The following is a 20,166-nucleotide window of genomic DNA, read 5'->3' on the forward strand; positions in this document are numbered from 1 at the left end:
GGTCAGGTTGCTCAGAAATAAGCAGGATGGGGATCACTGAAGAGGCATTTTGGCGATCACAGGAGTCGCATTTGATGGTTAAGTTATTGATTTAATGTTTATATTTTGAATTTGATAAATGAGTAACCCCATAAGTACCCCCAAATGGTTTTGCGTATGGCGTTTGGGGGGATTCCGGGCTACTTTTTCGACTCTTTATTCCACTGTAGCAAACCAGCGATATCCTTCTCGCCTTCGGCTTCTTTTAAGCGCCGTTGTTGTTCGGCAAACTGAACATACTCCGCCTGCGCTTTTTCATCGGCCATTTTCTTGCTGATTTTACCAGCGCCCTGTAGAACCTCTCGGTCGTTAAATTGCAGGAACTGATCCAGCTTATCCTGCCAGTCGCGCAAAAAGACTTGCTGACGACGACGGGCCTGATCCTCGGCAAAGTCCAGCCACATATTAACCACGCGATTAAGTTCGCTGACCTCATCCTGGGTGAGATAATTTTTTGCCACCGTCACGTCGCCCTTACGTACCTCTTCACCTTTATAACTGGTCAAGCCCATGTGCGGCTGGCTGGCATCTGCTCGTTTGTGGATGAGTTCCGCAGCGGTATGCCCGGTACAGGCAAAATGCAGTTTATTCTGGATGGTTTGAAAAAATTGCGTGGTTTCTTTAAGCGATGGCTGATAGTCGGCAGCTAAAGCAAAGATCTCCCGCACCCGCAAATATACCCGACGCTCGCTGGCGCGAATATCGCGGATGCGTTCAAGCATCTCATCAAAATAGTCGGGCACAACCGATGAACCGACAGGCGGATTCTTCAGCCGCTCATCGTCCATCACAAAACCTTTGATCAGGTATTCCTGAAGCGTCTGCGTTGCCCACTGGCGGAATTGCGTGCCTCGAGGCGAGCGAACGCGATAGCCGACAGCGAGAATGGCTTCGAGGTTGTAATGGTCTATCTCTCTGGAAACCTGACGTTTTCCTTCCTGGCGAACTATCCGGAATTTCCGGATGGTTGAGTTTTGAACAAGTTCACCTTCGGAAAATATATTGATTAAATGTTCGTTAATAGTGCGAACATCTTTATCGTACAGTTCAGCCATTGCCGCCTGGGATAACCAGATTGTGTCTGACTCAAAGCGACATTCAACACGCACTCTTCCGTCACCGCTGGCAAACATAATAAACTCGCCTGCTGGGGGCTGGGTTAAGTCTTTGTCTGACATGTCGCCTCCGAAGGAGTGTTGTTGACGTCGGGAGAGTTCAGGAGAGGCATTTTGGCGGAAGATCACAGGAGTCGAACCTGCCCGGGACCGCTGGCGGCCCCAACTGGATTTGAAGTCCAGCCGCCTCACCGGAGACGACGATCTTCCGCGCCTCGATTGCTACATGGAGGCGGGGCGCATTATAGCTACTTCCTTGAGTTTCTACATCCCCCAGATCAGTTTTTTCCGCCTAATACACGCAGCGTATTATCACAAAAGCATTATAGTTCATATAAAACTCATATTTTACAATGATATATGAGCGAAATTAACGCTACCACGATCACATAAAACAAGAATCATAAATTAATAACCAGATATCGGAATATTCGCTCTCGCAGGGATGGTTTACAAAATGCGTTATCGGTCTCAGCACCCCTATAGCATCAAGGAAAAGCAGATGAAGAGTGAAGTGTTGTCCGTTAAAGAGAAAATTGGTTATGGCATGGGAGACGCCGCCAGCCACATTATTTTCGATAACGTAATGTTATATATGATGTTCTTTTATACCGATATTTTTGGCATTCCTGCCGGATTTGTCGGAACCATGTTTTTGGTCGCTCGTGCACTGGATGCGATTTCCGATCCTTGCATGGGGTTGTTGGCCGATCGAACGCGCTCTCGCTGGGGTAAATTTCGGCCGTGGGTGCTGTTTGGCGCACTGCCATTCGGGATCGTCTGTGTACTGGCCTATAGCACGCCAGATCTCAGTATGAACGGAAAAATGATTTATGCAGCAATTACTTACACCCTACTTACCTTACTTTATACCATCGTCAATATCCCTTACTGCGCATTGGGTGGTGTAATCACCAATGACCCGACTCAGCGTATCTCGCTGCAATCCTGGCGTTTTGTGCTGGCGACCGCGGGAGGCATGCTCTCTACTGTTCTGATGATGCCACTGGTTAATTTAATTGGTGGTGATAATAAACCACTCGGTTTCCAGGGCGGTATCGCGGTCCTTTCCGTGGTGGCATTTATGATGCTGGCATTCTGTTTCTTCACCACTAAAGAACGCGTTGAAGCACCACCTACAACGACGTCTATGCGGGATGATTTACGTGATATCTGGCAAAACGACCAGTGGCGTATTGTCGGTTTCCTGACCATTTTCAATATCCTGGCGGTGTGCGTACGCGGTGGGGCGATGATGTATTACGTCACATGGATTTTGGGCACGCCGGAAGTATTTGTCGCTTTTCTCACCACTTATTGCGTGGGTAACCTGATTGGTTCCGCACTGGCGAAACCGCTGACCGACTGGAAATGTAAAGTCACTATCTTCTGGTGGACGAACGCCCTGCTGGCAGTGATTAGCCTCGCGATGTTCTTTGTTCCTATGCAGGCCAGCATCACCATGTTTGTCTTCATCTTCGTGATTGGTGTGTTGCATCAACTGGTGACACCTATCCAGTGGGTAATGATGTCCGATACCGTCGACTACGGCGAGTGGTGCAATGGTAAACGCCTGACCGGGATCAGTTTTGCTGGCACGCTGTTTGTGCTCAAACTGGGGTTGGCCTTCGGTGGTGCCCTTATCGGCTGGATGCTGGCTTATGGCGGATATGATGCGGCAGAAAAAGCGCAGAACAGCGTCACAATTAGCATCATTATCGCGCTATTCACGATTGTTCCGGCGATCTGTTACTTGCTGAGCGCGATTATCGCTAAACGCTACTACTCGCTCACGACGCACAATCTGAAAACCGTTATGGAACAGCTGGCGCAGGGCAAACGCCGTTGCCAGCAACAATTCACCTCTCAAGAAGTGCAGAACTAAGGAACGGCAATGAAAATTAGCGACGGAAACTGGTTGATTCAACCTGGCCTCAATTTGATTCACCCGCTTCAGGTGTTCGAGGTTGAACAGCAGGATAATGAAATGGTGGTCTATGCTGCCCCTCGTGATGTGCGTGAACGTACCTGGCAGCTTGATACGCCTTTATTTACGCTGCGCTTTTTCTCCCCACAGGAAGGTATTGTCGGTGTACGGATTGAGCATTTTCAGGGGGCGCTGAATAACGGTCCTCATTACCCGCTCAATATTTTGCAGGACGTGAAGGTCACTATCGAAAACACAGAACGTTACGCTGAGTTTAAAAGTGGCAACTTAAGTGCGCGTGTCAGCAAAGGTGAGTTCTGGTCACTGGATTTTCTGCGCAACGGCGAACGTATTACCGGTAGTCAGGTGAAAAATAACGGCTACGTGCAGGACACGAATAATCAACGGAATTATATGTTTGAACGGCTTGATCTTGGCGTTGGCGAAACAGTTTACGGCCTGGGAGAGCGCTTTACTGCCCTGGTGCGCAATGGTCAGACGGTAGAAACCTGGAACCGGGACGGCGGCACAAGTACTGAACAGGCGTATAAAAATATCCCGTTTTATATGACTAACCGTGGTTATGGGGTACTGGTCAATCATCCTCAATGCGTCTCTTTTGAAGTGGGATCAGAGAAAGTCTCCAAAGTACAGTTCAGCGTTGAGAGTGAATATCTCGAATACTTTGTTATCGACGGCCCGACGCCGAAAGCGGTACTTGATCGTTATACCCGTTTTACTGGCCGTCCGGCGCTGCCGCCCGCGTGGTCCTTCGGTCTGTGGCTAACCACTTCATTTACCACCAACTACGACGAAGCGACGGTAAACAGCTTTATCGATGGTATGGCGGAACGCAATCTGCCGCTGCATGTTTTCCACTTTGACTGTTTCTGGATGAAAGCCTTCCAGTGGTGCGATTTTGAGTGGGACCCGCTGACTTTTCCGGACCCGGAAGGGATGATCCGCCGTCTGAAAGCGAAAGGGCTGAAAATCTGCGTCTGGATTAACCCCTATATTGGGCAAAAATCCCCCGTCTTTAAAGAGTTACAAGAGAAAGGTTATTTACTCAAACGCCCGGACGGTTCGCTGTGGCAGTGGGATAAATGGCAGCCAGGTCTGGCGATTTATGACTTTACCAATCCGGATGCCTGCAAATGGTACGCCGACAAACTGAAAGGTCTGGTCGCGATGGGCGTTGATTGCTTTAAGACCGACTTTGGCGAACGTATTCCAACCGATGTTCAGTGGTTTGATGGTTCCGATCCGCAGAAAATGCATAACCATTATGCGTACATCTACAACGAACTGGTGTGGAACGTGCTCAAGGACACCGTTGGTGAGGAAGAAGCCGTCTTGTTTGCCCGCTCGGCCTCCGTTGGTGCGCAGAAATTTCCGGTACACTGGGGTGGCGACTGTTACGCTAACTACGAATCAATGGCGGAAAGCCTGCGCGGTGGTTTGTCTATTGGCCTTTCAGGTTTTGGCTTCTGGAGCCACGATATCGGCGGCTTTGAAAATACCGCTCCGGCGCACGTTTACAAACGCTGGTGCGCGTTTGGTTTGCTTTCCAGCCATAGCCGTTTACATGGCAGCAAATCTTATCGTGTGCCGTGGGCCTACGATGATGAGTCCTGTGATGTGGTGCGCTTCTTCACGCAACTGAAATGCCGCATGATGCCGTATCTGTATCGTGAAGCTGCACGTGCAAACGCCCGGGGTACGCCGATGATGCGGGCCATGATGATGGAGTTCCCGGACGATCCGGCTTGTGATTACCTTGACCGTCAATATATGTTAGGCGACAACGTGATGGTTGCGCCTGTGTTCACAGAAGCGGGCGATGTGCAGTTCTACCTGCCGGAAGGTCGCTGGACACACCTGTGGCACAACGATGAACTCGACGGTAGTCGCTGGCATAAACAGCAGCACAGCTTCCTGAGTCTGCCCGTTTATGTGCGTGATAGCACCCTACTGGCGCTGGGCAACAACGATCAACGTCCCGATTACGCGTGGCACGAAGGTACGGCATTCCACCTCTTTAATCTGCAAGACGGGCATGAAGCCGTCTGTGAAGTGCCCGATGCTGACGGTTCGGTGATCTTTACTTTAAAAGCAGCACGTACTGGCAACACGATTACTGTGACTGGTACGGGCGAGGCGAAGAACTGGACACTGTGCTTGCGCAATATTGTGAAAGTAAATGGTCTGCAAGGCGGTTCGCAGGCTGAAAGTGAGCAGGGACTGGTGGTGACTCCTCAAGGGAATGCGCTGACAATTACGTTGTAATCTATTGAAGAATGCCGGATACGAATGGTTTTGTGTCGTATCCGGTAAATAATCTCACATCTGGTAATAAATATTTCTTCCATCGTATTTGCGAGCATGATCACGATTATTCATCACGAAAATGTGATCTGTGTTGAAAAATATCCCTTAACCGCCTTGCTTTGTTTTATCACTGTCCGGATTACGGACAGATTTTAGTATTGTTGTGAAATTATTCTGCTTTATATTTACCCTCAGAGATGGCAACTGAAGCTCTTCCATATGGGGCTTCTTAATCTGTGATAAGGGTAAAAAATGCAAATGATTACCTCGCGACAAAACAGATTATTACGATTCCTTTTACCTCGAAGGGAATATACGACTATTGTTACGATTGCCGGCTATTTAAATGTTTCGGAAAAAACCATTCAACGTGATTTACGTTTACTTGAGCAATGGCTGGGACAATGGAGAATAAATGTTGAGAAGCGTGCTGGCGCGGGTGTGATGTTAAGTGCGGAGAATATTGCTGATTTGCTGCATCTTGATCATTTGTTGGTGGCAGAATGTGAAGAGATTGATGGTGTAATGAATAATGCCAGGCGCGTTAAAATAGCGTCGCAGTTATTAAGTGAAACACCGAATGAAACGTCGATCAGTAAATTGTCAGAACGCTACTTTATCAGCGGAGCCTCTATTGTTAATGACCTGAGAGTAATTGAGTCCTGGCTTGCGCCGTTGGGGTTATCGTTGATCCGCAGTCCAAGTGGTACGCATATTGAAGGTAGTGAAGGGCAAGTCCGACAGGCAATGGCATTACTGATTAACGGCATTATTAACCATAATGAGCCGCAAGGTGTCGTGTATTCACGTCTGGATCCCGGAAGCTATAAAGCATTAGTCCATTATTTTGGAGAAGAAGAGGTGTTATTTGTCCAGTCATTGTTACTGGATATGGAAAATGAATTAAGTTGGTCTTTGGGAGAACCTTATTACGTTAACATTTTTACTCACATCCTTATTATGATGTATCGCAACACGCACGGGAATGCGTTATCAAGAGAAGAAGATCAAACCAGACAATATGATGAAAATATCTTTAATGTTGCCAGTCAGATGATTCATAAGATAGAACAACGAATTGCACATACATTGCCCGATGATGAAGTCTGGTTTATTTATCAATATATCATTTCATCAGGTGTGGCGATTGATGGACAAAAAGATGTTAGCATTATTTCACATATGCAGGCCAGCAATGAAGCGCGTCTGATTACCTGGCGTTTAATTACGGTATTCAGTGACATCGTGGACTGCGATTTTAGTGAAGACAGCGCATTATATGATGGCTTATTGGTGCATATTAAGCCGCTGATTAACCGTCTAAATTATCGCATTCATATCCGTAATCCATTGCTGGAAGATATTAAAGCAGAATTAGCGGATGTCTGGCGGTTGACGCAATATGTGGTGAATCAGGTATTTAAAACCTGGGGTGAGAATGCAGTGAGCGAGGATGAAGTGGGTTACCTGACCGTTCATTTTCAGGCTGCGATGGAGCGGCAAATTGCCCGTAAACGTGTATTACTGGTCTGTTCAACCGGAATCGGAACTTCGCATCTACTGAAAAGCCGTATTCTGCGAGCATTTCCTGAATGGACGATTGTTGATGTTATTTCAGCAGCGAATTTATCACAGGTTTTGCCTGACAATATCGAACTGATTATTTCGACCATTAATTTGCCTACAGTCACTATGCCGGTCGCTTATGTTACCGCTTTTTTTAATGATGCCGATATTAAGCGGGTCACTGAAATGGTGATTACGGAAAAATTACATCATGCGACGTCTCGGGTCGTTGAAATTTAATGTCAGAATTTTATGAGGTATGACGAATGGACATAACAAAAATCCTGAATACGAATCGCGTTATTTTAGATATGCAAGCGACGAATAAAGCGGAGGCGATTGAAGAATTAACTAATCTTCTCAAAAAAGATGGTGCGATCGATTGTCGGGAAACCTTTATTAAAGATGTCTGGCAGCGCGAAGCGGAAGGCTCGACTGGTTTTGAAAATCATATTGCGATCCCGCATGGTAAATCTTCAGCTGTGATTAATACTACGCTGGCAATTGGCCGTACCCGCCAGGATATTCCCTGGGAAACGCTGGATGGCAGTAGCGTGCGCTGTATTATTTTATTTGCGGTACGTCTTGAAGATCAAAATACCACCCATATCCGTTTACTTTCCCAGGTCGCGGGCGCGCTGGCGGATGATGACATCATAGAACAATTGTTAGTTGAGACGAGTCCGCAAAAAATCATTGATCTCTTTAGTCAGTATGCACAATCCGATGTCTTCTAAATAACAGGGAGTATGTCATGAATATTGTCTGTGTTGCCGCCTGTACGGCGGGTATTGCTCATACCTATATTGCTCGTGAAAAGTTAATCAAAGGAGCAAAAGCTCTGGGCCATACCATTAAAGTTGAAACCCAGGGAACCATTGGTACAGAAAATGAATTACAGGCGGCAGATATCTCTGCTGCTGACGTCGTGATTCTTGCTGTAGATGTGAAAATAAAAGGAGAAGAACGCTTCACCAATAAACGTATTGTGCGAGTAAAGACAGAGATCGTCATTAAATCGCCCGTTCAATTTCTTGAAAAGGTCGAAAAATCACTGGGAAACAAATGATCCTTATACTGGAGGGATCTTAATATGAAAGAAAATAAAATTCCGGTTTCACAGGAAATTAAAAAACATTTATTAACCGGCATCTCGTGGATGATACCCCTTATTGTGGCCGCCGGGATATGTATTGCGTTGGGGCAAGTTCTTGGCGGTACAGATGTTGGTGAAAAAACAGGAACAATCCCGTGGATGCTTAATCAGATTGGCGGCTGGGGAATGGGGCTGATTGTGCCGCTGATTAGCGCGGCAATTGCCTATTCTATTGCCGATCGTCCCGGATTTGCCCCGGGCCTGATTGTCGGCTTTCTCTGTGGGCAAATCCATACCGGATTTATTGGCGGTATGTTGGGTGGTTTCCTGGTGGGCTACACCATTTTGCTACTTAAACGCTATATCCGCCTGCCGCAGTCGATGCAAGGACTCATGCCAATCATGGTGTTGCCGGTATTAAGCACCATTATCGGTGGGCTGTTAATGATGACGCTGATTGGTAAACCCATCGCCTGGTTACAAGAAGCACTGATTCATTTGCTCGAGTCGATGCAGGGCGGATCGCGCTTCCTGATGGGGGCCATACTTGGCGCGATGGCAACCTTCGATTTCGGTGGTCCGGTCAACAAAACCATGTCGCTGTTTTCCGATGGCTTGCTGGTCAGTGGCGTCTACGGACCAGAAGCCGTGAAATTTGTCGGCTCAATCATCCCTCCGTTTGGCATCACACTTTCGTTCTTACTGACACGCCATAAATACACCCGTGCGGAGCGCGAGGCGCTGAAAGCCGCGTTTCCGATGGGGATCTGCATGATCACTGAAGGAGTCATTCCGATCGCCGCGCGTGACCTGCTGCGAGTAGTGGGATCTTGTGTGGTGGCATCGGCGGTCGCGGGCGGCTTAATCATGGTGTGGGGCGTGGAGAGTCCGGTTCCGCATGGCGGCATGTTTGTTGTGCCTCTGTTCACCCATCCTCTGCTGTTTTGCCTGGCGCTGGGTATAGGCACGGTGATTTGTGGCGTGATGCTTTCACTCTGGAAGAAACCGGTAACGGAACGCGACGAAGAGTTTGACGAACTGAGCGATCAAAAGCTGAAAGATGAAGAGATCACTTTCACCCTCGAATAACCGGAGGCCCTATGTTTGCCGATATGAAAAGTATGGTGATGAAAGCCTGGCATGAACATTACGCCTTGCTGGCGATCAACTGTATGAATCTGGAAAGTGCTCACGCAGCTATCCGCGTGGCGGAGAAGAATCGCGCTCCGATCATTCTCAATCTCTATCAGGGGCATCTGGCGCATTTTCCTGCACCCGTCGCGGCGGCAGTGGTTAAAACGCTCGCGGAATCTGCCTCAGTACCGGTCGCTCTGGCGCTTGATCATGGCAAAAATCCGGACTGTATTCGTCAGGCGTTTCGTGCTGGTTTCAGCGGATTAATGATTGATGCTTCTGCTTTTCCCCTGGAGGAAAACGTGCGCCAGACCAGGGCGGTGGTGGAACTCGCCGCCAGCGCGCAGCTCTGCGTGGAAGGCGAACTGGGCCATCTGGCAGATGCGCCGCGTTACGACCAGGCCGCCAATGCAGACCTGATGACGCAACCCACTGATGTGGAACCGTTTATCGCGCAGACAGGCATTGATCTACTGGCCGTCTCGGTAGGCACGGCGCACGGCATGTACGCGCCTGGCGTTGTACCTGCTATTGATTTTCAGCGTCTGGCGGAGATTTCGCGCTGCTCGAGCGTGCCTCTGGCATTACATGGCGGTAGCGGTACGCCGTTCGATCAGCTCCAGCTCTGTACGACGCTGGGGGTAGCAAAAATCAACGTGGGGGCGGCCATTTTTGAACGGGGGAAATCCGCGCTCCTGCATACCCTCTGTCACGATATATCCATTGAACTGGTGGACGCGCTGAAAGCTATGGAACTGGCCTTCGAAGAAGCGATTACACCGTATTTACAGGCGAGCGGCTCTATCGGCAAAGCCTGATTCATTTTCTGTCATGGCCTTTATGCCAGTGCAATAACGCACCGGCAGGGCGGACTACACGCTGAAACTGGAGATTTAACATGTTAGTTTCGATGAAAGAATTACTGCAACCTACCCGCCAGCACGGCTTTGCCATTGGCGCATTTAATGTGGCGGATAACTGTTTCCTTCGCGCAGTCGTGGATGAAGCAGAAGCGACAAATACTCCGGCGATTATTGCCATCCATCCCAGCGAACATGATTTTGTGGGCGATGCCTTTTTCGCTCACGTTCGCGAAATTACCCAGCGTAGTCCGGTCCCGTTTGTACTGCACCTCGATCATGGTGCCTCTGTAGAGCATGTTTTGCGTGCGATTCGCTGCGGATTTACCTCAGTAATGATCGACGGTTCGCTGCTGCCGTATGAAGAAAACGTGGCGCTGACCGCAGAAGTGGTTCGCCTCGCTCACGCGGTTGGCGTGTCGGTTGAGGGTGAACTGGGAACCATCGGACAAACAGGAACGTCGGTAGAAGGTGGTGTTTCACAAGTGACCTACACAGATCCGGCGCAGGCCGCCGATTTTATTGCTCGTACAGGTGCCGACACACTGGCTGTGGCGATTGGTACAGCGCATGGCATCTATCCAAAAGGGATGCAGCCGAAGCTGCAAATGGACATTTTGCGCGACATTGCCGGACGTATTGATATTCCGCTGGTGCTACACGGTGGTTCGGCAAACCCGGACGCGGAGATTGCTGAATCAGTTACGCTCGGCGTCGGCAAAATCAATATCTCCAGCGATATGAAATACGCCTATTTCCAGAAAGTGCGTGAAATTCTCGCTAAAGAGAGCTGGTGGGACCCGAACGTCATCTATCCGGATGCGATTAACGCGGCGCGGGAAGTCATTCGCCACAAAATGAAACTGTTCGGTTCGCTCGGTAAAGCATCACTGTACTAAGCCAGAAGGGCGGGGTGACCCGCCTTTTACGCAACAAGGAACGAGATATGCACTATCTGGGGTTGGATATTGGTGGGACCAAAATCGCCGCCGTTGTCATGGATGCGCATGGCTGGGAGATTCGCCGTTACCGCTGCCCGACGCAAAAGTCGACATATCAACAATTTGTCTCATGCGTTGTGGCGCTTATCGAGCAGATTAGGCGGGACGTTCAACGACCGATGCTGACAGGGATCGCCTTACCCGGCAGTATCTCGCCACTCACTGGCCTGATTAAAAACGCGAATATTCAGGTGATTAACGGTCATGCGTTACAGGCTGATTTGCAGCAATTGCTTGGGCAACCGGTGGTGATAGCCAATGATGGTAACTGTTTCGCGCTATCAGAAGCTTGCGACGGTGCCGGGCAAGATTATGACGTGGTATTTGGTATTACGCTTGGTACGGGCTGCGGCGGTGGCATTGCCATCAAGCAACGACCGTTTATAGGGGCCTGGGGAAATGCTGCCGAATGCGGTCATATCACGTTGCCAGGCTATACGGAGCAGGAAGATGGTCCATCAGTCAGTTGCTATTGCGGCAAACACAACTGCGTGGAGTCGTTTGTTTCCGGCAGCGGTTTTAGTGAACGCTATCAACAGATGACTGGTAACTTGCTCACTCCTGCGGCGATTGTCACCCTGGCACAACGTGGTGATGCTTGTGCCATGCAGCAGGTGGCACGTTTTCGCCAACAGCTTGCCCGCACGCTGGCAACCATCGTTAATGTTGTTGACCCTGGCGTGATTGTGATCGGCGGCGGGCTTTCGAATGTGGAACTGCTTATCACCGATCTGAACGCAGAAGTCGCTCCACTGGTTTTCACCGATCAATTCACCACTCCCATTGTAAAAGCACAGCACGGCGACAGTAGCGGAATGCGTGGCGCTGCCTGGCTTGCTATGCGCAACGGAGAAGCCAATGAAACGTTCACAAATTAATTATGTTATTGATAAAGCACATGCCATTGCGCAGACCTTCCGCGTTTGTTTGCCAGAGTTCGCCTATTTTACGGTGGATGACTGGCTGCAGCGGGAACGGGATAACTGGCAAGAAGTGGTCGACTTACAGCTCGGTTGGGATATCACCGATTTTGGTCGTGGTGATTTCAACCAAACGGGACTAACACTGCTAACGATGCGCAACGGCGCGCTGGGGTCGGCGGCATATCCAAAACCGTATGCTGAGAAAATGTTGCAGATCCAACAAGATCAGCAGACTCCCTGGCATTTTCACACCCACAAAATGGAAGATATCCTCAATCGGGGCGGTGGAGACTTATGCATGCGGTTGGCCTGGGCCAACGAAGCCAATCTCTGTGATGATCAACGAGTCATTACCGTGAGTGTTGATGGTCAGCGGCGTACCATGAAACCTGGTGAAACGCTGGTGCTAAAGCCGGGGCAGGGCATTTGCCTGCCGCCGCGTCTGTATCATCGCTTCTGGGCGGAAAAAGCGTTTGTTCTCGGCTGGGAAATCTCGATGGTAAATGATGACCAACACGATAATTATTTTCTTGAGCCGGGAGGACGTTTTCCGGCGATAGAAGAAGATGAACCGGTGAAATGGTTATTGTGCGGTGAGTATGGAATTTTGCGCTAATAACGGGGAACGCTAGCGCTGATATCCGCTAGCGTCCTTATTTTTACTGCACCGGCTCCGTCGACGTAACTTCACCACTGGAAACTACGCCCGCATTCATGGTTTGAGTCACTTGCTGCTTTGCGGCATTCACGGCATGCAATTGCCCGCTAACCGTAGGTTTCAGCGGGACATTGACCTGAATATCGCCACTGGCGGTAAGCTGAATATTGCCGTCGCCAGTCAACGGTAATTCAGGCCATCCCCAATGTTGCAAAATATTCACCGGCACACCGCGTCCATTCAGGCTGATATGGGTCTGACGTTGTGGCGTTTGTGAAACACTGGCGGTGGCTTCCAGAATGCCTTTTTCAGTAAATGCACTCAGTTCGCTGATATTCACCGTGCTGCTGTTGGCAGTTAGCGCCAGCGACGGACGACGGACATCAACACGATTAAACGTTGCGGCGGCGGCATTCAGATTCGCCGAGCCACTCCAGACGCCCCATTTATGATCGGTAACCAGCGTCAGATTGGCACCGTAACCATCGAGCGCGGTGAGCTGCCACGGGAAGTCAGGGTCGATATCAATGATCAGATTGCGGCTGGCGCTAAATCTCTTCAGTTGCAGGCTGTTTAACCAACCGGGTGTCGTTTCCATCCACAACTGTTGCCAGTTTTTGGGCAAGGTATATTCCAGTCCGGCAATTGCCGCATCATCGAGGATCAGCGTTTTCCCGTCGCGTTGCCAGTTTCCTGACGTTCTGACCATACCCCCTTCCCAGCGGCTGGTGAACTGGCGCAGTGCTACGCCCTGCGGGGAAAATTCCGCGTTTATAATCGGATCAAATAAATGCAGCGAGCCATAAATAAACTCGCTGGCGTTCATCGACAGTTTACCTTCCTGTGTCTGCCAGTCATCTTTACTGAAGGTCATGTTGCGCAAGCTGAGATCGAGGTCGGCCACCGCCCAGTCCGGACCTTGCAAACGAGCGTCGATGACTTCCAGGCGACCAATCTGCAACGACGGGACAGAGCGTAATGGTGCAAAGAAGTCGGTTAGCGATTTTTCGCTTTGTAGACGGATATCCGCCATGCGCAGGTTTTCCACTTGCCAGCTGCCGTCAGCGTTACGCTGCGCGTTTCCGGTTAATGTCCCGCGGGCGATGTCGGCACCCAGGTTAGTCAGCGTAACGCGATCGTTATCAATACTGCCTTCAATCAGTACATTGGTGGCAGGAACATCATTGAGCGAAAGCGATCCGGCACTAAACTGAATCTGTGCCTTCGTACCCAGCACTTTACCGGCTTCTGGTGACCACGGAACCACGCCGCCATTTACCCGCTGCGCGCTCAGTTTCCATTCGCTATTCGGGCTATTAAACGCCATATCACGCAGTTGCAGACGATCGGCTTTAAACGGTAGCGGCGCGGTCTGGTCGGTGAGATTCAGCGTCCCGTTTTCCAGCAGGATGGTATCGACATGGCGTGGTTCGGTCAGTTGCCGACTGCTTAGCGCAATGTCGACACTTTTTGCCACCAGGGTCGCGGGCTGGCCATCACGGCCAAACGTGACGTTCTCCAGCACGATATGAGATGGCGCGGAAAAACGGTGATCCATCGCCCCGAAGGCCAGATGATAGTCGCTATTCTCGGAAACCCATGCGCTGATATGTTCTGCTCCCCAGCGAGTTTGCAGAAGAAAATAGAGGCCAGCGATCACCACTAACAGAGCGATGAGAATGTAGAGAAGCAGCTTCCCAATAAATTTCATGGTCTTCCATCCCGTGAAATGCACATAAGGGAGTTATGCACGATTTACGCGCAATCCTCAAGGCGGGAATGGTGAAAGAGGTGAGACTGCGGCGGTAATTATCTTACCGCCGCCAGTGAATTACTGTTTTTCTGGTGGGAAAATCAGATTCAGCACGATGGCAGTAATACCGCCCGCGGCAATCCCGGAGGAGAGTAGGTTTTTCAGCCATTCAGGGGCAAACTGCAAAATCAGCGGCTGCTGAGACACGCCCAGACCGACCGCCAGCGACAGCGCGATAATCAGAATCGCCCGGCGGTTCAGCGGCTCACGAGAAACGATACGCACACCGGAGGCGGCGATGGTGCCAAACATTACAAGCGTTGCGCCGCCCAGAACCGGTTCTGGAATGTGTTGTACAAAACCGCTCACTGCCGGGAACAGACCCAGCACGATCAACATCAGCGCGACGACAAAACCGACATAGCGGCTGGCAACACCGGTTAACTGGATCACCCCGTTGTTCTGCCCGAAGCAGGAGTTCGGGAAGGTATTAAATACCGCCGAGACAAACGAGTTCAGGCCGTTTGCCAGTACGCCGCCTTTCAGGCGTTTCATGTACAGCGGACCGGACACTGGCTGTTCGGAAACGTCAGAGGTCGCCGTGATATCGCCAATGGTTTCCAGCGAAGTGATCATAAAGACCAGCATCAGCGGCAGCAGCAGACTCCATTCAATGCCAAGACCGTAATAGAGCGGCGTTGGCACCATAATCAGTTCTTGTGTCATCGGTTCGTTGCTTTCTGGCAACATGCCCATAAACCACGCCAGCGCATATCCGGCCGCCATCGCAATCACCAGTGAGGCCACGCGTAAGTAAGGGTTACGTTGACGGTTAAGCAGGATAATTAAGGCTAAGACCACGCCTGCCAGCAGCAGATTTTTCGGTGCGCCGAAGGTGTTATCGCTCATGGCTGCGTAACCGCCGCCAATGGAGGTCAGCCCAACCTGAATTAGCGACAGGCCGATAATCATCACCACAACGCCAGAAACCAGCGGCGTAATAATGCGGCGCGCCAGATGCAGAACGCGGGAGATCACCATCTCGGTACAACTTGCCAGCATCAACGTGCCGAACAAAGCTGCCATCATGGTAGGAACATCAGCACCACCGGTCTTCAGCGCTGTGCCGCCCATAATCAGCGGAGCAACAAAGTTGAAGCTGGTGCCCTGAATAGACAACAACCCGGAGCCAACCGGACCCCAGGCCTTAATTTGAATAATCGATGCCACACCGGAGGCAAACAGCGACATACTAATAATGTGTTGCGTGTCTTGTGCCGGTAAACCCAGCGCCTGGCAGATTAATAGCGCTGGCGTGATCACCGCAACGAACATCGCCAGCAAATGCTGACAGGCGGCAAACAGGGTTTGAGGAAGCGGCGGACGATCTTCAAGACGGTAAATCAGTTCGCTGTTTTGAGTCTGCGCAACCGGTTGCGCATTTTCTGACTCGAGGGTGGAAACAGACATCGAAAACAATCCCGTGGTAGCAAAGCGGGCATTTTAGCTGACCGAAAGAGAAAAGCAAACGTTTGCCACATCCTCATCTAAATATTTAAATGAGATAAATGTACTTTTTTATATAACTTTTAGTTGTTTTCTGCTTAAAATCCATGCCATTTTTCTAGTTTCAGCTAAGAATTCGAACCAGGAAAGCATGACTCGATACTCGTCATATTTCGCCTTACTGCAAATGCGCGATGAAGTATGACGAGTATGAAAGAGTGATGCGGACACAAAGGAGTAACTATGTTTCATCTCGATACTTTAGCAACGCTTGTTGCCGCAACGCTGACGTTGCTGCTCGGGCGCAAGTTGGTCCATTCCGTCTCCTTTTTGAAAAAATACACCATACCGGAACCTGTTGCGGGTGGTTTATTAGTGGCGCTGGCGCTGCTGATACTGAAAAAAAGCATGGGCTGGGAAGTCAACTTTGATATGTCCCTGCGCGATCCGTTGATGCTGGCTTTCTTCGCCACCATTGGCCTGAACGCCAACCTTGCCAGTCTGCGAGCTGGTGGGCGTGTGGTGGGGGTTTTCCTGATTGTGGTTGTTGGCCTGTTGGTGATGCAAAATGCCATTGGCATTGGTATGGCTAGCCTGTTAGGGCTTGATCCGCTGATGGGGCTGCTGGCCGGTTCTATTACGCTTTCGGGCGGTCACGGTACGGGTGCTGCATGGAGTAAATTGTTCATTGAACGTTATGGCTTCACCAATGCGACAGAAGTGGCGATGGCCTGTGCAACGTTCGGTTTGGTGCTGGGCGGGCTGATCGGTGGCCCGGTGGCGCGTTATCTGGTGAAACACTCCACCACACCGAACGGTATTCCGGATGATCAGGAAGTTCCGACTGCGTTCGAGAAGCCGGATGTGGGCCGCATGATCACCTCGCTGGTGCTGATTGAAACTATCGCGCTGATTGCTATCTGCCTGACGGTGGGGAAAATTGTTGCGCAACTTTTGGCTGGTACTGCTTTTGAACTACCGACCTTTGTCTGTGTACTATTTGTTGGCGTGATTCTGAGCAACGGTCTGTCAATGATGGGCTTTTACCGCGTCTTTGAGCGAGCGGTATCCGTGCTGGGTAACGTAAGCCTGTCGTTGTTCCTGGCGATGGCGCTGATGGGGCTGAAACTGTGGGAGCTGGCTTCGCTGGCGTTGCCGATGCTGGCGATTCTGGTGGTACAGACCATCTTCATGGCGTTGTATGCCATCTTCGTTACCTGGCGCATGATGGGCAAAAACTACGATGCGGCAGTGCTGGCTGCGGGTCACTGTGGCTTTGGCCTTGGTGCGACACCAACGGCAATCGCTAACATGCAGGCGATCACTGAACGCTTTGGCCCGTCGCACATGGCGTTCCTGGTCGTGCCGATGGTCGGTGCGTTCTTTATCGATATCGTCAATGCGCTGGTGATTAAGCTGTATTTGATGTTGCCGATTTTTGCCGGTTAACCGATGAAGCGGCGGTCTTCTCACCGCCGCTTTTTACGCATTCGAGTAACGTTCTGTTTCTGGCATCCAGCGTTCTATCAGGGCTTTTGCCTGTTGTGGGTAACGTTCGTGAATATGTCGCGCCAGGCGCTGAACTTCCGGGATCATCGCCTGATCGCGCAGTAAATCCGCCACTTTAAATTCAGCATTCCCCGTCTGACGTGTACCTAACAATTCGCCAGGGCCGCGAATCTCCAGATCTTTCTGTGCAATCACAAAACCATCGTTGCTGTCGCGTAGTACCTGCAGGCGGATTTGCGCGGTTTTGGAGAGCGGCGTTTTGTAGAGCAGCACGCAGTGAGAGGCCACCGCGCCACGACCCACGCGGCCACGTAACTGGTGTAACTGCGCCAGACCCAGACGCTCCGGGTTTTCGATAATCATCAGACTGGCATTGGGTACATCAACACCGACTTCAATGACAGTAGTGGCAACCAGCAGGTGTAGTTCACCTTGTTTAAACGACGCCATCACCGCCTGTTTCTCGGCGGGTTTCATCCGTCCGTGTACCAGGCCAACATTCAACTCTGGTAGCGCCAGTTTCAACTCTTCCCAGGTCGCTTCCGCCGCCTGCGCTTCCAGTAATTCCGACTCTTCAATCAACGTACAAACCCAGTACGCCTGACGCCCTTCAGTCATACAGGCGTGGCGCACGCGGTCAATGATATCGGTACGGCGGGTATCAGGAATAGCGACCGTAGTCACTGGCGTGCGGCCTGGTGGCAGCTCATCTATCACCGAGGTATCGAGATCGGCATACGCAGTCATCGCCAGCGTGCGGGGGATGGGCGTGGCGGTCATGATCAACTGATGCGGATGGAAGCCCTGCTGCTGGCCTTTCTCCCATAACGCCAGACGCTGATGTACGCCAAAACGATGCTGTTCGTCGATAATCACCAGCGCCAGGCCGTTAAACTGCACCTGTTCCTGGAAAATGGCGTGCGTACCAACAATCATCTGCACCTGACCGCTGGCGATGGCTTCTTGCTGAGCCAGTCGTGCTTTACCTTTCTGTTTTCCGGCGAGCCAGCCTACTTCGATACCGAGCGGTGCAAACCAGTTACGAAAGTTATTGGCGTGCTGCTCGGCGAGTAATTCGGTTGGTGCCATCAGGGCCACCTGTTTGCCGTGGGCAACCGCACGCAACGCGGCGAGGGCAGCGACCAGCGTTTTACCGGAACCTACATCGCCCTGCACCAGACGCATCATCGGCACATCCAGCGCCATATCGCGCTCGATCTCCGCCACTACGCGTGCCTGTGCGCCCGTTGGCTTGAACGGTAAGGCGGCGAGGAGTTTATTTTTCAGCGCGTCATTGGCGCTCAGCGGCTGAGCATGAAAACGTTGTGCACCGGCACGTAACGCCAACATGCTGAGGTTGTGCGCCAGCAACTCTTCCAGAATCAGCCGGCGTTGTGCCGGATGCTGCCCGGTTTCGAGATCGCTAAGCTGTAGCGTCGGCGGCGGGCGGTGCAAAGTGCGCAACGCTTCCGGTAGCGTCATCATTCCTTGTGACAGTTCCGGCGGCAGGAGTTCTTCAATGGCGCATGTGTCGAGCAGATCCAGCGCCTGGTCGGTTAATTTACGCAGCGTAGCCTGCTTTACGCCTTCCGTAGTTGGGTAAACCGGCGTGAGCGTTTCCTGTAACTCTGGCGTGCTGAGATCGCCCTGTACGCGGTATTCCGGGTGGATCATCTCCGCACCATATTTGCCGCGCTTTGCTTCGCCATAGGCCAGCACGCGGCGGCCTGTCGCCAGGCTATTTTTCATTGCCGCATTGAAGTTGAAAAAGCGCATAGTGAGAATGCCGGAACCGTCGCTGATCTGGCAGGTCATCATCCGCCGACCGCCGAAGGAGATATTGCAGTTCAGCACTTCGCCTTCCACCGTGGCATAAACACCCGGCAGTAGTTCACCGATGGGGTAGAGATGTGTGCGATCTTCGTAGCGCAGAGGAAGGTGTAAGAGCAAATCCTGTACGGTATGCAGGTTGATTTTCGCCAGCTTGTTACTAAGCGCTGCGCCAACGCCCGTTAGGGAACTGAGCGGGACAGCATCTAACAGGCGACCTTTCATCGCGCTTACCCTGCGGCCTGCATGGTGGACCACCAGTCAGCATCGGCTTCAATCTCGCCTTGCTGATTAACGTGGGGGTAGGGCAGACCTTTGCGTTTTGCGACTTTCGCCAGCACCGGATAGCCGCCTTCAAACAGCAGGCGTTGTTGCTCGGCTTCCGGCAACATGCTGTTTTCACGCAGGTACATGCCCGCATTTTGCCGCTGGCGCTGGGCTTCGTAAAGAATGAGGGCTGAGGCAACGGAAACATTCAGCGACTGCACCATGCCGATCATCGGAATGATGATATCCTGATCCGCCAGGGCCAACGCTTCCTGCGTGATGCCCGTTTTCTCCTGTCCCATCAAAATACAGGTCGGGCGAGTGTAATCAATTTCGCGGAAATCAACAGCGTTATCAGAAAGATGGGTTGCCAGAATCTGCATGCCCTGGCCTTTCAGATGAGCGACGGCATCGCCAATGGTGCGGTGCGTTTTCACCTGTACCCAGCTGTTACTACCCGCAGCTGCCGAAGCCATGGTGCGCATCCGGCTGCCAGGCCAGACAGCATGAACTTCATGTACGCCAACGGCATCTGCGGTACGAATAATCGCAGAAACGTTATGAGGTTTGTGGACCTGCTCCATGCAGACGGTCAGATCAGGCTGCCGCCTGGCGAGCATTTCGCAGATGCGTGCATAACGTGTTGGGTTCATA

Annotated in this window: 16 protein-coding genes and 1 tRNA gene; 11 read left to right on the forward strand and 6 right to left on the reverse strand. The window is 51.2% G+C overall.

Annotated features, from left to right (window positions below; all coding sequences use genetic code 11):
- Window positions 1–179 precede the first annotated feature (179 nt).
- On the reverse strand, window positions 180–1,217 hold the full coding sequence (locus tag EAS44_RS01010) for a virulence RhuM family protein (protein ID WP_001280586.1): 1,038 nt from the start codon (window positions 1,215–1,217) through the stop codon (window positions 180–182).
- A gap of 52 nt (window positions 1,218–1,269) precedes the next feature.
- Window positions 1,270–1,364 (reverse strand) — tRNA-Sec (locus tag EAS44_RS01015).
- Window positions 1,365–1,656: 292 nt separating this feature from the next.
- Between EAS44_RS01015 and yicJ the strand changes: the two genes are divergently transcribed.
- From yicJ to EAS44_RS01065, 10 genes are all read left to right on the forward strand, one after another.
- Complete coding sequence (yicJ, locus tag EAS44_RS01020; RefSeq protein WP_000834420.1) at window positions 1,657–3,039, forward strand: glycoside-pentoside-hexuronide family transporter; 1,383 nt, start codon at window positions 1,657–1,659, stop codon at window positions 3,037–3,039.
- A gap of 9 nt (window positions 3,040–3,048) precedes the next feature.
- Window positions 3,049–5,367, forward strand: a complete 2,319-nt coding sequence (gene yicI, locus EAS44_RS01025; RefSeq protein WP_000702905.1) for an alpha-xylosidase — start codon at window positions 3,049–3,051, stop codon at window positions 5,365–5,367.
- Window positions 5,368–5,661: 294 nt separating this feature from the next.
- Window positions 5,662–7,215 (forward strand): BglG family transcription antiterminator, encoded by a 1,554-nt coding sequence (locus EAS44_RS01030; RefSeq protein ID WP_001314234.1) that lies wholly within the window; start codon window positions 5,662–5,664, stop codon window positions 7,213–7,215.
- A 26-nt stretch (window positions 7,216–7,241) separates the two neighbouring features.
- Window positions 7,242–7,712 (forward strand): PTS sugar transporter subunit IIA, encoded by a 471-nt coding sequence (locus EAS44_RS01035; protein ID WP_000355547.1) that lies wholly within the window; start codon window positions 7,242–7,244, stop codon window positions 7,710–7,712.
- A 17-nt stretch (window positions 7,713–7,729) separates the two neighbouring features.
- Window positions 7,730–8,044 (forward strand): PTS fructose transporter subunit IIB, encoded by a 315-nt coding sequence (locus EAS44_RS01040; RefSeq protein WP_001028073.1) that lies wholly within the window; start codon window positions 7,730–7,732, stop codon window positions 8,042–8,044.
- Between the two features lie 24 nt (window positions 8,045–8,068).
- Window positions 8,069–9,160 (forward strand): PTS fructose transporter subunit IIC, encoded by a 1,092-nt coding sequence (locus EAS44_RS01045; RefSeq protein WP_000662199.1) that lies wholly within the window; start codon window positions 8,069–8,071, stop codon window positions 9,158–9,160.
- Window positions 9,161–9,171: 11 nt separating this feature from the next.
- Window positions 9,172–10,023, forward strand: a complete 852-nt coding sequence (locus tag EAS44_RS01050; RefSeq protein WP_000457124.1) for a class II fructose-bisphosphate aldolase — start codon at window positions 9,172–9,174, stop codon at window positions 10,021–10,023.
- An 80-nt stretch (window positions 10,024–10,103) separates the two neighbouring features.
- The gene (locus EAS44_RS01055) at window positions 10,104–10,964 is read left to right on the forward strand and encodes a ketose-bisphosphate aldolase (RefSeq protein ID WP_000961378.1); all 861 of its coding nucleotides are present in this window, start codon (window positions 10,104–10,106) and stop codon (window positions 10,962–10,964) included.
- A gap of 47 nt (window positions 10,965–11,011) precedes the next feature.
- Window positions 11,012–11,944, forward strand: coding sequence for an ROK family protein (locus EAS44_RS01060; protein WP_000559088.1), 933 nt, complete (start codon window positions 11,012–11,014; stop codon window positions 11,942–11,944).
- Window positions 11,925–12,605, forward strand: a complete 681-nt coding sequence (locus tag EAS44_RS01065) for a D-lyxose/D-mannose family sugar isomerase (RefSeq protein ID WP_001332278.1) — start codon at window positions 11,925–11,927, stop codon at window positions 12,603–12,605. The genes EAS44_RS01060 and EAS44_RS01065 overlap by 20 nt, the downstream gene beginning before the upstream one ends.
- Before the next feature lie 43 nt (window positions 12,606–12,648).
- Here the strand turns inward: EAS44_RS01065 and yicH are convergent, their stop codons facing one another.
- Together yicH and xanP are read right to left on the reverse strand one after the other, a co-directional pair.
- Window positions 12,649–14,358, reverse strand: a complete 1,710-nt coding sequence (gene yicH, locus EAS44_RS01070) for an AsmA family protein (protein WP_000668610.1) — start codon at window positions 14,356–14,358, stop codon at window positions 12,649–12,651.
- Window positions 14,359–14,478: 120 nt separating this feature from the next.
- Window positions 14,479–15,870, reverse strand: coding sequence for a xanthine/proton symporter XanP (gene xanP / locus EAS44_RS01075; RefSeq protein WP_001295238.1), 1,392 nt, complete (start codon window positions 15,868–15,870; stop codon window positions 14,479–14,481).
- Between the two features lie 279 nt (window positions 15,871–16,149).
- On the opposite strand from xanP, the gene gltS reads away from it, so the two are divergent.
- Window positions 16,150–17,355, forward strand: coding sequence for a sodium/glutamate symporter (gltS, locus tag EAS44_RS01080; protein WP_000468826.1), 1,206 nt, complete (start codon window positions 16,150–16,152; stop codon window positions 17,353–17,355).
- 33 nt (window positions 17,356–17,388) lie between these two features.
- Here gltS and recG read toward each other — a convergent pair whose 3' ends face one another.
- Both recG and trmH read right to left on the reverse strand, forming a co-directional pair.
- Window positions 17,389–19,470: an ATP-dependent DNA helicase RecG gene (recG, locus tag EAS44_RS01085; protein ID WP_000678408.1), complete on the reverse strand. Its 2,082-nt coding sequence runs from the start codon at window positions 19,468–19,470 to the stop codon at window positions 17,389–17,391.
- A 5-nt stretch (window positions 19,471–19,475) separates the two neighbouring features.
- Window positions 19,476–20,165, reverse strand: coding sequence for a tRNA (guanosine(18)-2'-O)-methyltransferase TrmH (gene trmH / locus EAS44_RS01090; protein ID WP_001070179.1), 690 nt, complete (start codon window positions 20,163–20,165; stop codon window positions 19,476–19,478).
- Window position 20,166 lies beyond the last annotated feature (1 nt).

The sequence above is a fragment of the Escherichia coli DSM 30083 = JCM 1649 = ATCC 11775 genome, assembly GCF_003697165.2.
GTDB classification, from domain to species: Bacteria; Pseudomonadota; Gammaproteobacteria; order Enterobacterales; family Enterobacteriaceae; genus Escherichia; species Escherichia coli.

Coding starts and splice junctions, on each gene's coding strand:
- EAS44_RS01010 (WP_001280586.1), bottom strand. CDS start 1,217: ATGTCAGACAAAGACTTAACCCAGCCCCCAGCAGGCGAGTTTATTATG.
- yicJ (WP_000834420.1), top strand. CDS start 1,657: ATGAAGAGTGAAGTGTTGTCCGTTAAAGAGAAAATTGGTTATGGCATG.
- yicI (WP_000702905.1), top strand. CDS start 3,049: ATGAAAATTAGCGACGGAAACTGGTTGATTCAACCTGGCCTCAATTTG.
- EAS44_RS01030 (WP_001314234.1), top strand. CDS start 5,662: ATGCAAATGATTACCTCGCGACAAAACAGATTATTACGATTCCTTTTA.
- EAS44_RS01035 (WP_000355547.1), top strand. CDS start 7,242: ATGGACATAACAAAAATCCTGAATACGAATCGCGTTATTTTAGATATG.
- EAS44_RS01040 (WP_001028073.1), top strand. CDS start 7,730: ATGAATATTGTCTGTGTTGCCGCCTGTACGGCGGGTATTGCTCATACC.
- EAS44_RS01045 (WP_000662199.1), top strand. CDS start 8,069: ATGAAAGAAAATAAAATTCCGGTTTCACAGGAAATTAAAAAACATTTA.
- EAS44_RS01050 (WP_000457124.1), top strand. CDS start 9,172: ATGTTTGCCGATATGAAAAGTATGGTGATGAAAGCCTGGCATGAACAT.
- EAS44_RS01055 (WP_000961378.1), top strand. CDS start 10,104: ATGTTAGTTTCGATGAAAGAATTACTGCAACCTACCCGCCAGCACGGC.
- EAS44_RS01060 (WP_000559088.1), top strand. CDS start 11,012: ATGCACTATCTGGGGTTGGATATTGGTGGGACCAAAATCGCCGCCGTT.
- EAS44_RS01065 (WP_001332278.1), top strand. CDS start 11,925: ATGAAACGTTCACAAATTAATTATGTTATTGATAAAGCACATGCCATT.
- yicH (WP_000668610.1), bottom strand. CDS start 14,358: ATGAAATTTATTGGGAAGCTGCTTCTCTACATTCTCATCGCTCTGTTA.
- xanP (WP_001295238.1), bottom strand. CDS start 15,870: ATGTCTGTTTCCACCCTCGAGTCAGAAAATGCGCAACCGGTTGCGCAG.
- gltS (WP_000468826.1), top strand. CDS start 16,150: ATGTTTCATCTCGATACTTTAGCAACGCTTGTTGCCGCAACGCTGACG.
- recG (WP_000678408.1), bottom strand. CDS start 19,470: ATGAAAGGTCGCCTGTTAGATGCTGTCCCGCTCAGTTCCCTAACGGGC.
- trmH (WP_001070179.1), bottom strand. CDS start 20,165: ATGAACCCAACACGTTATGCACGCATCTGCGAAATGCTCGCCAGGCGG.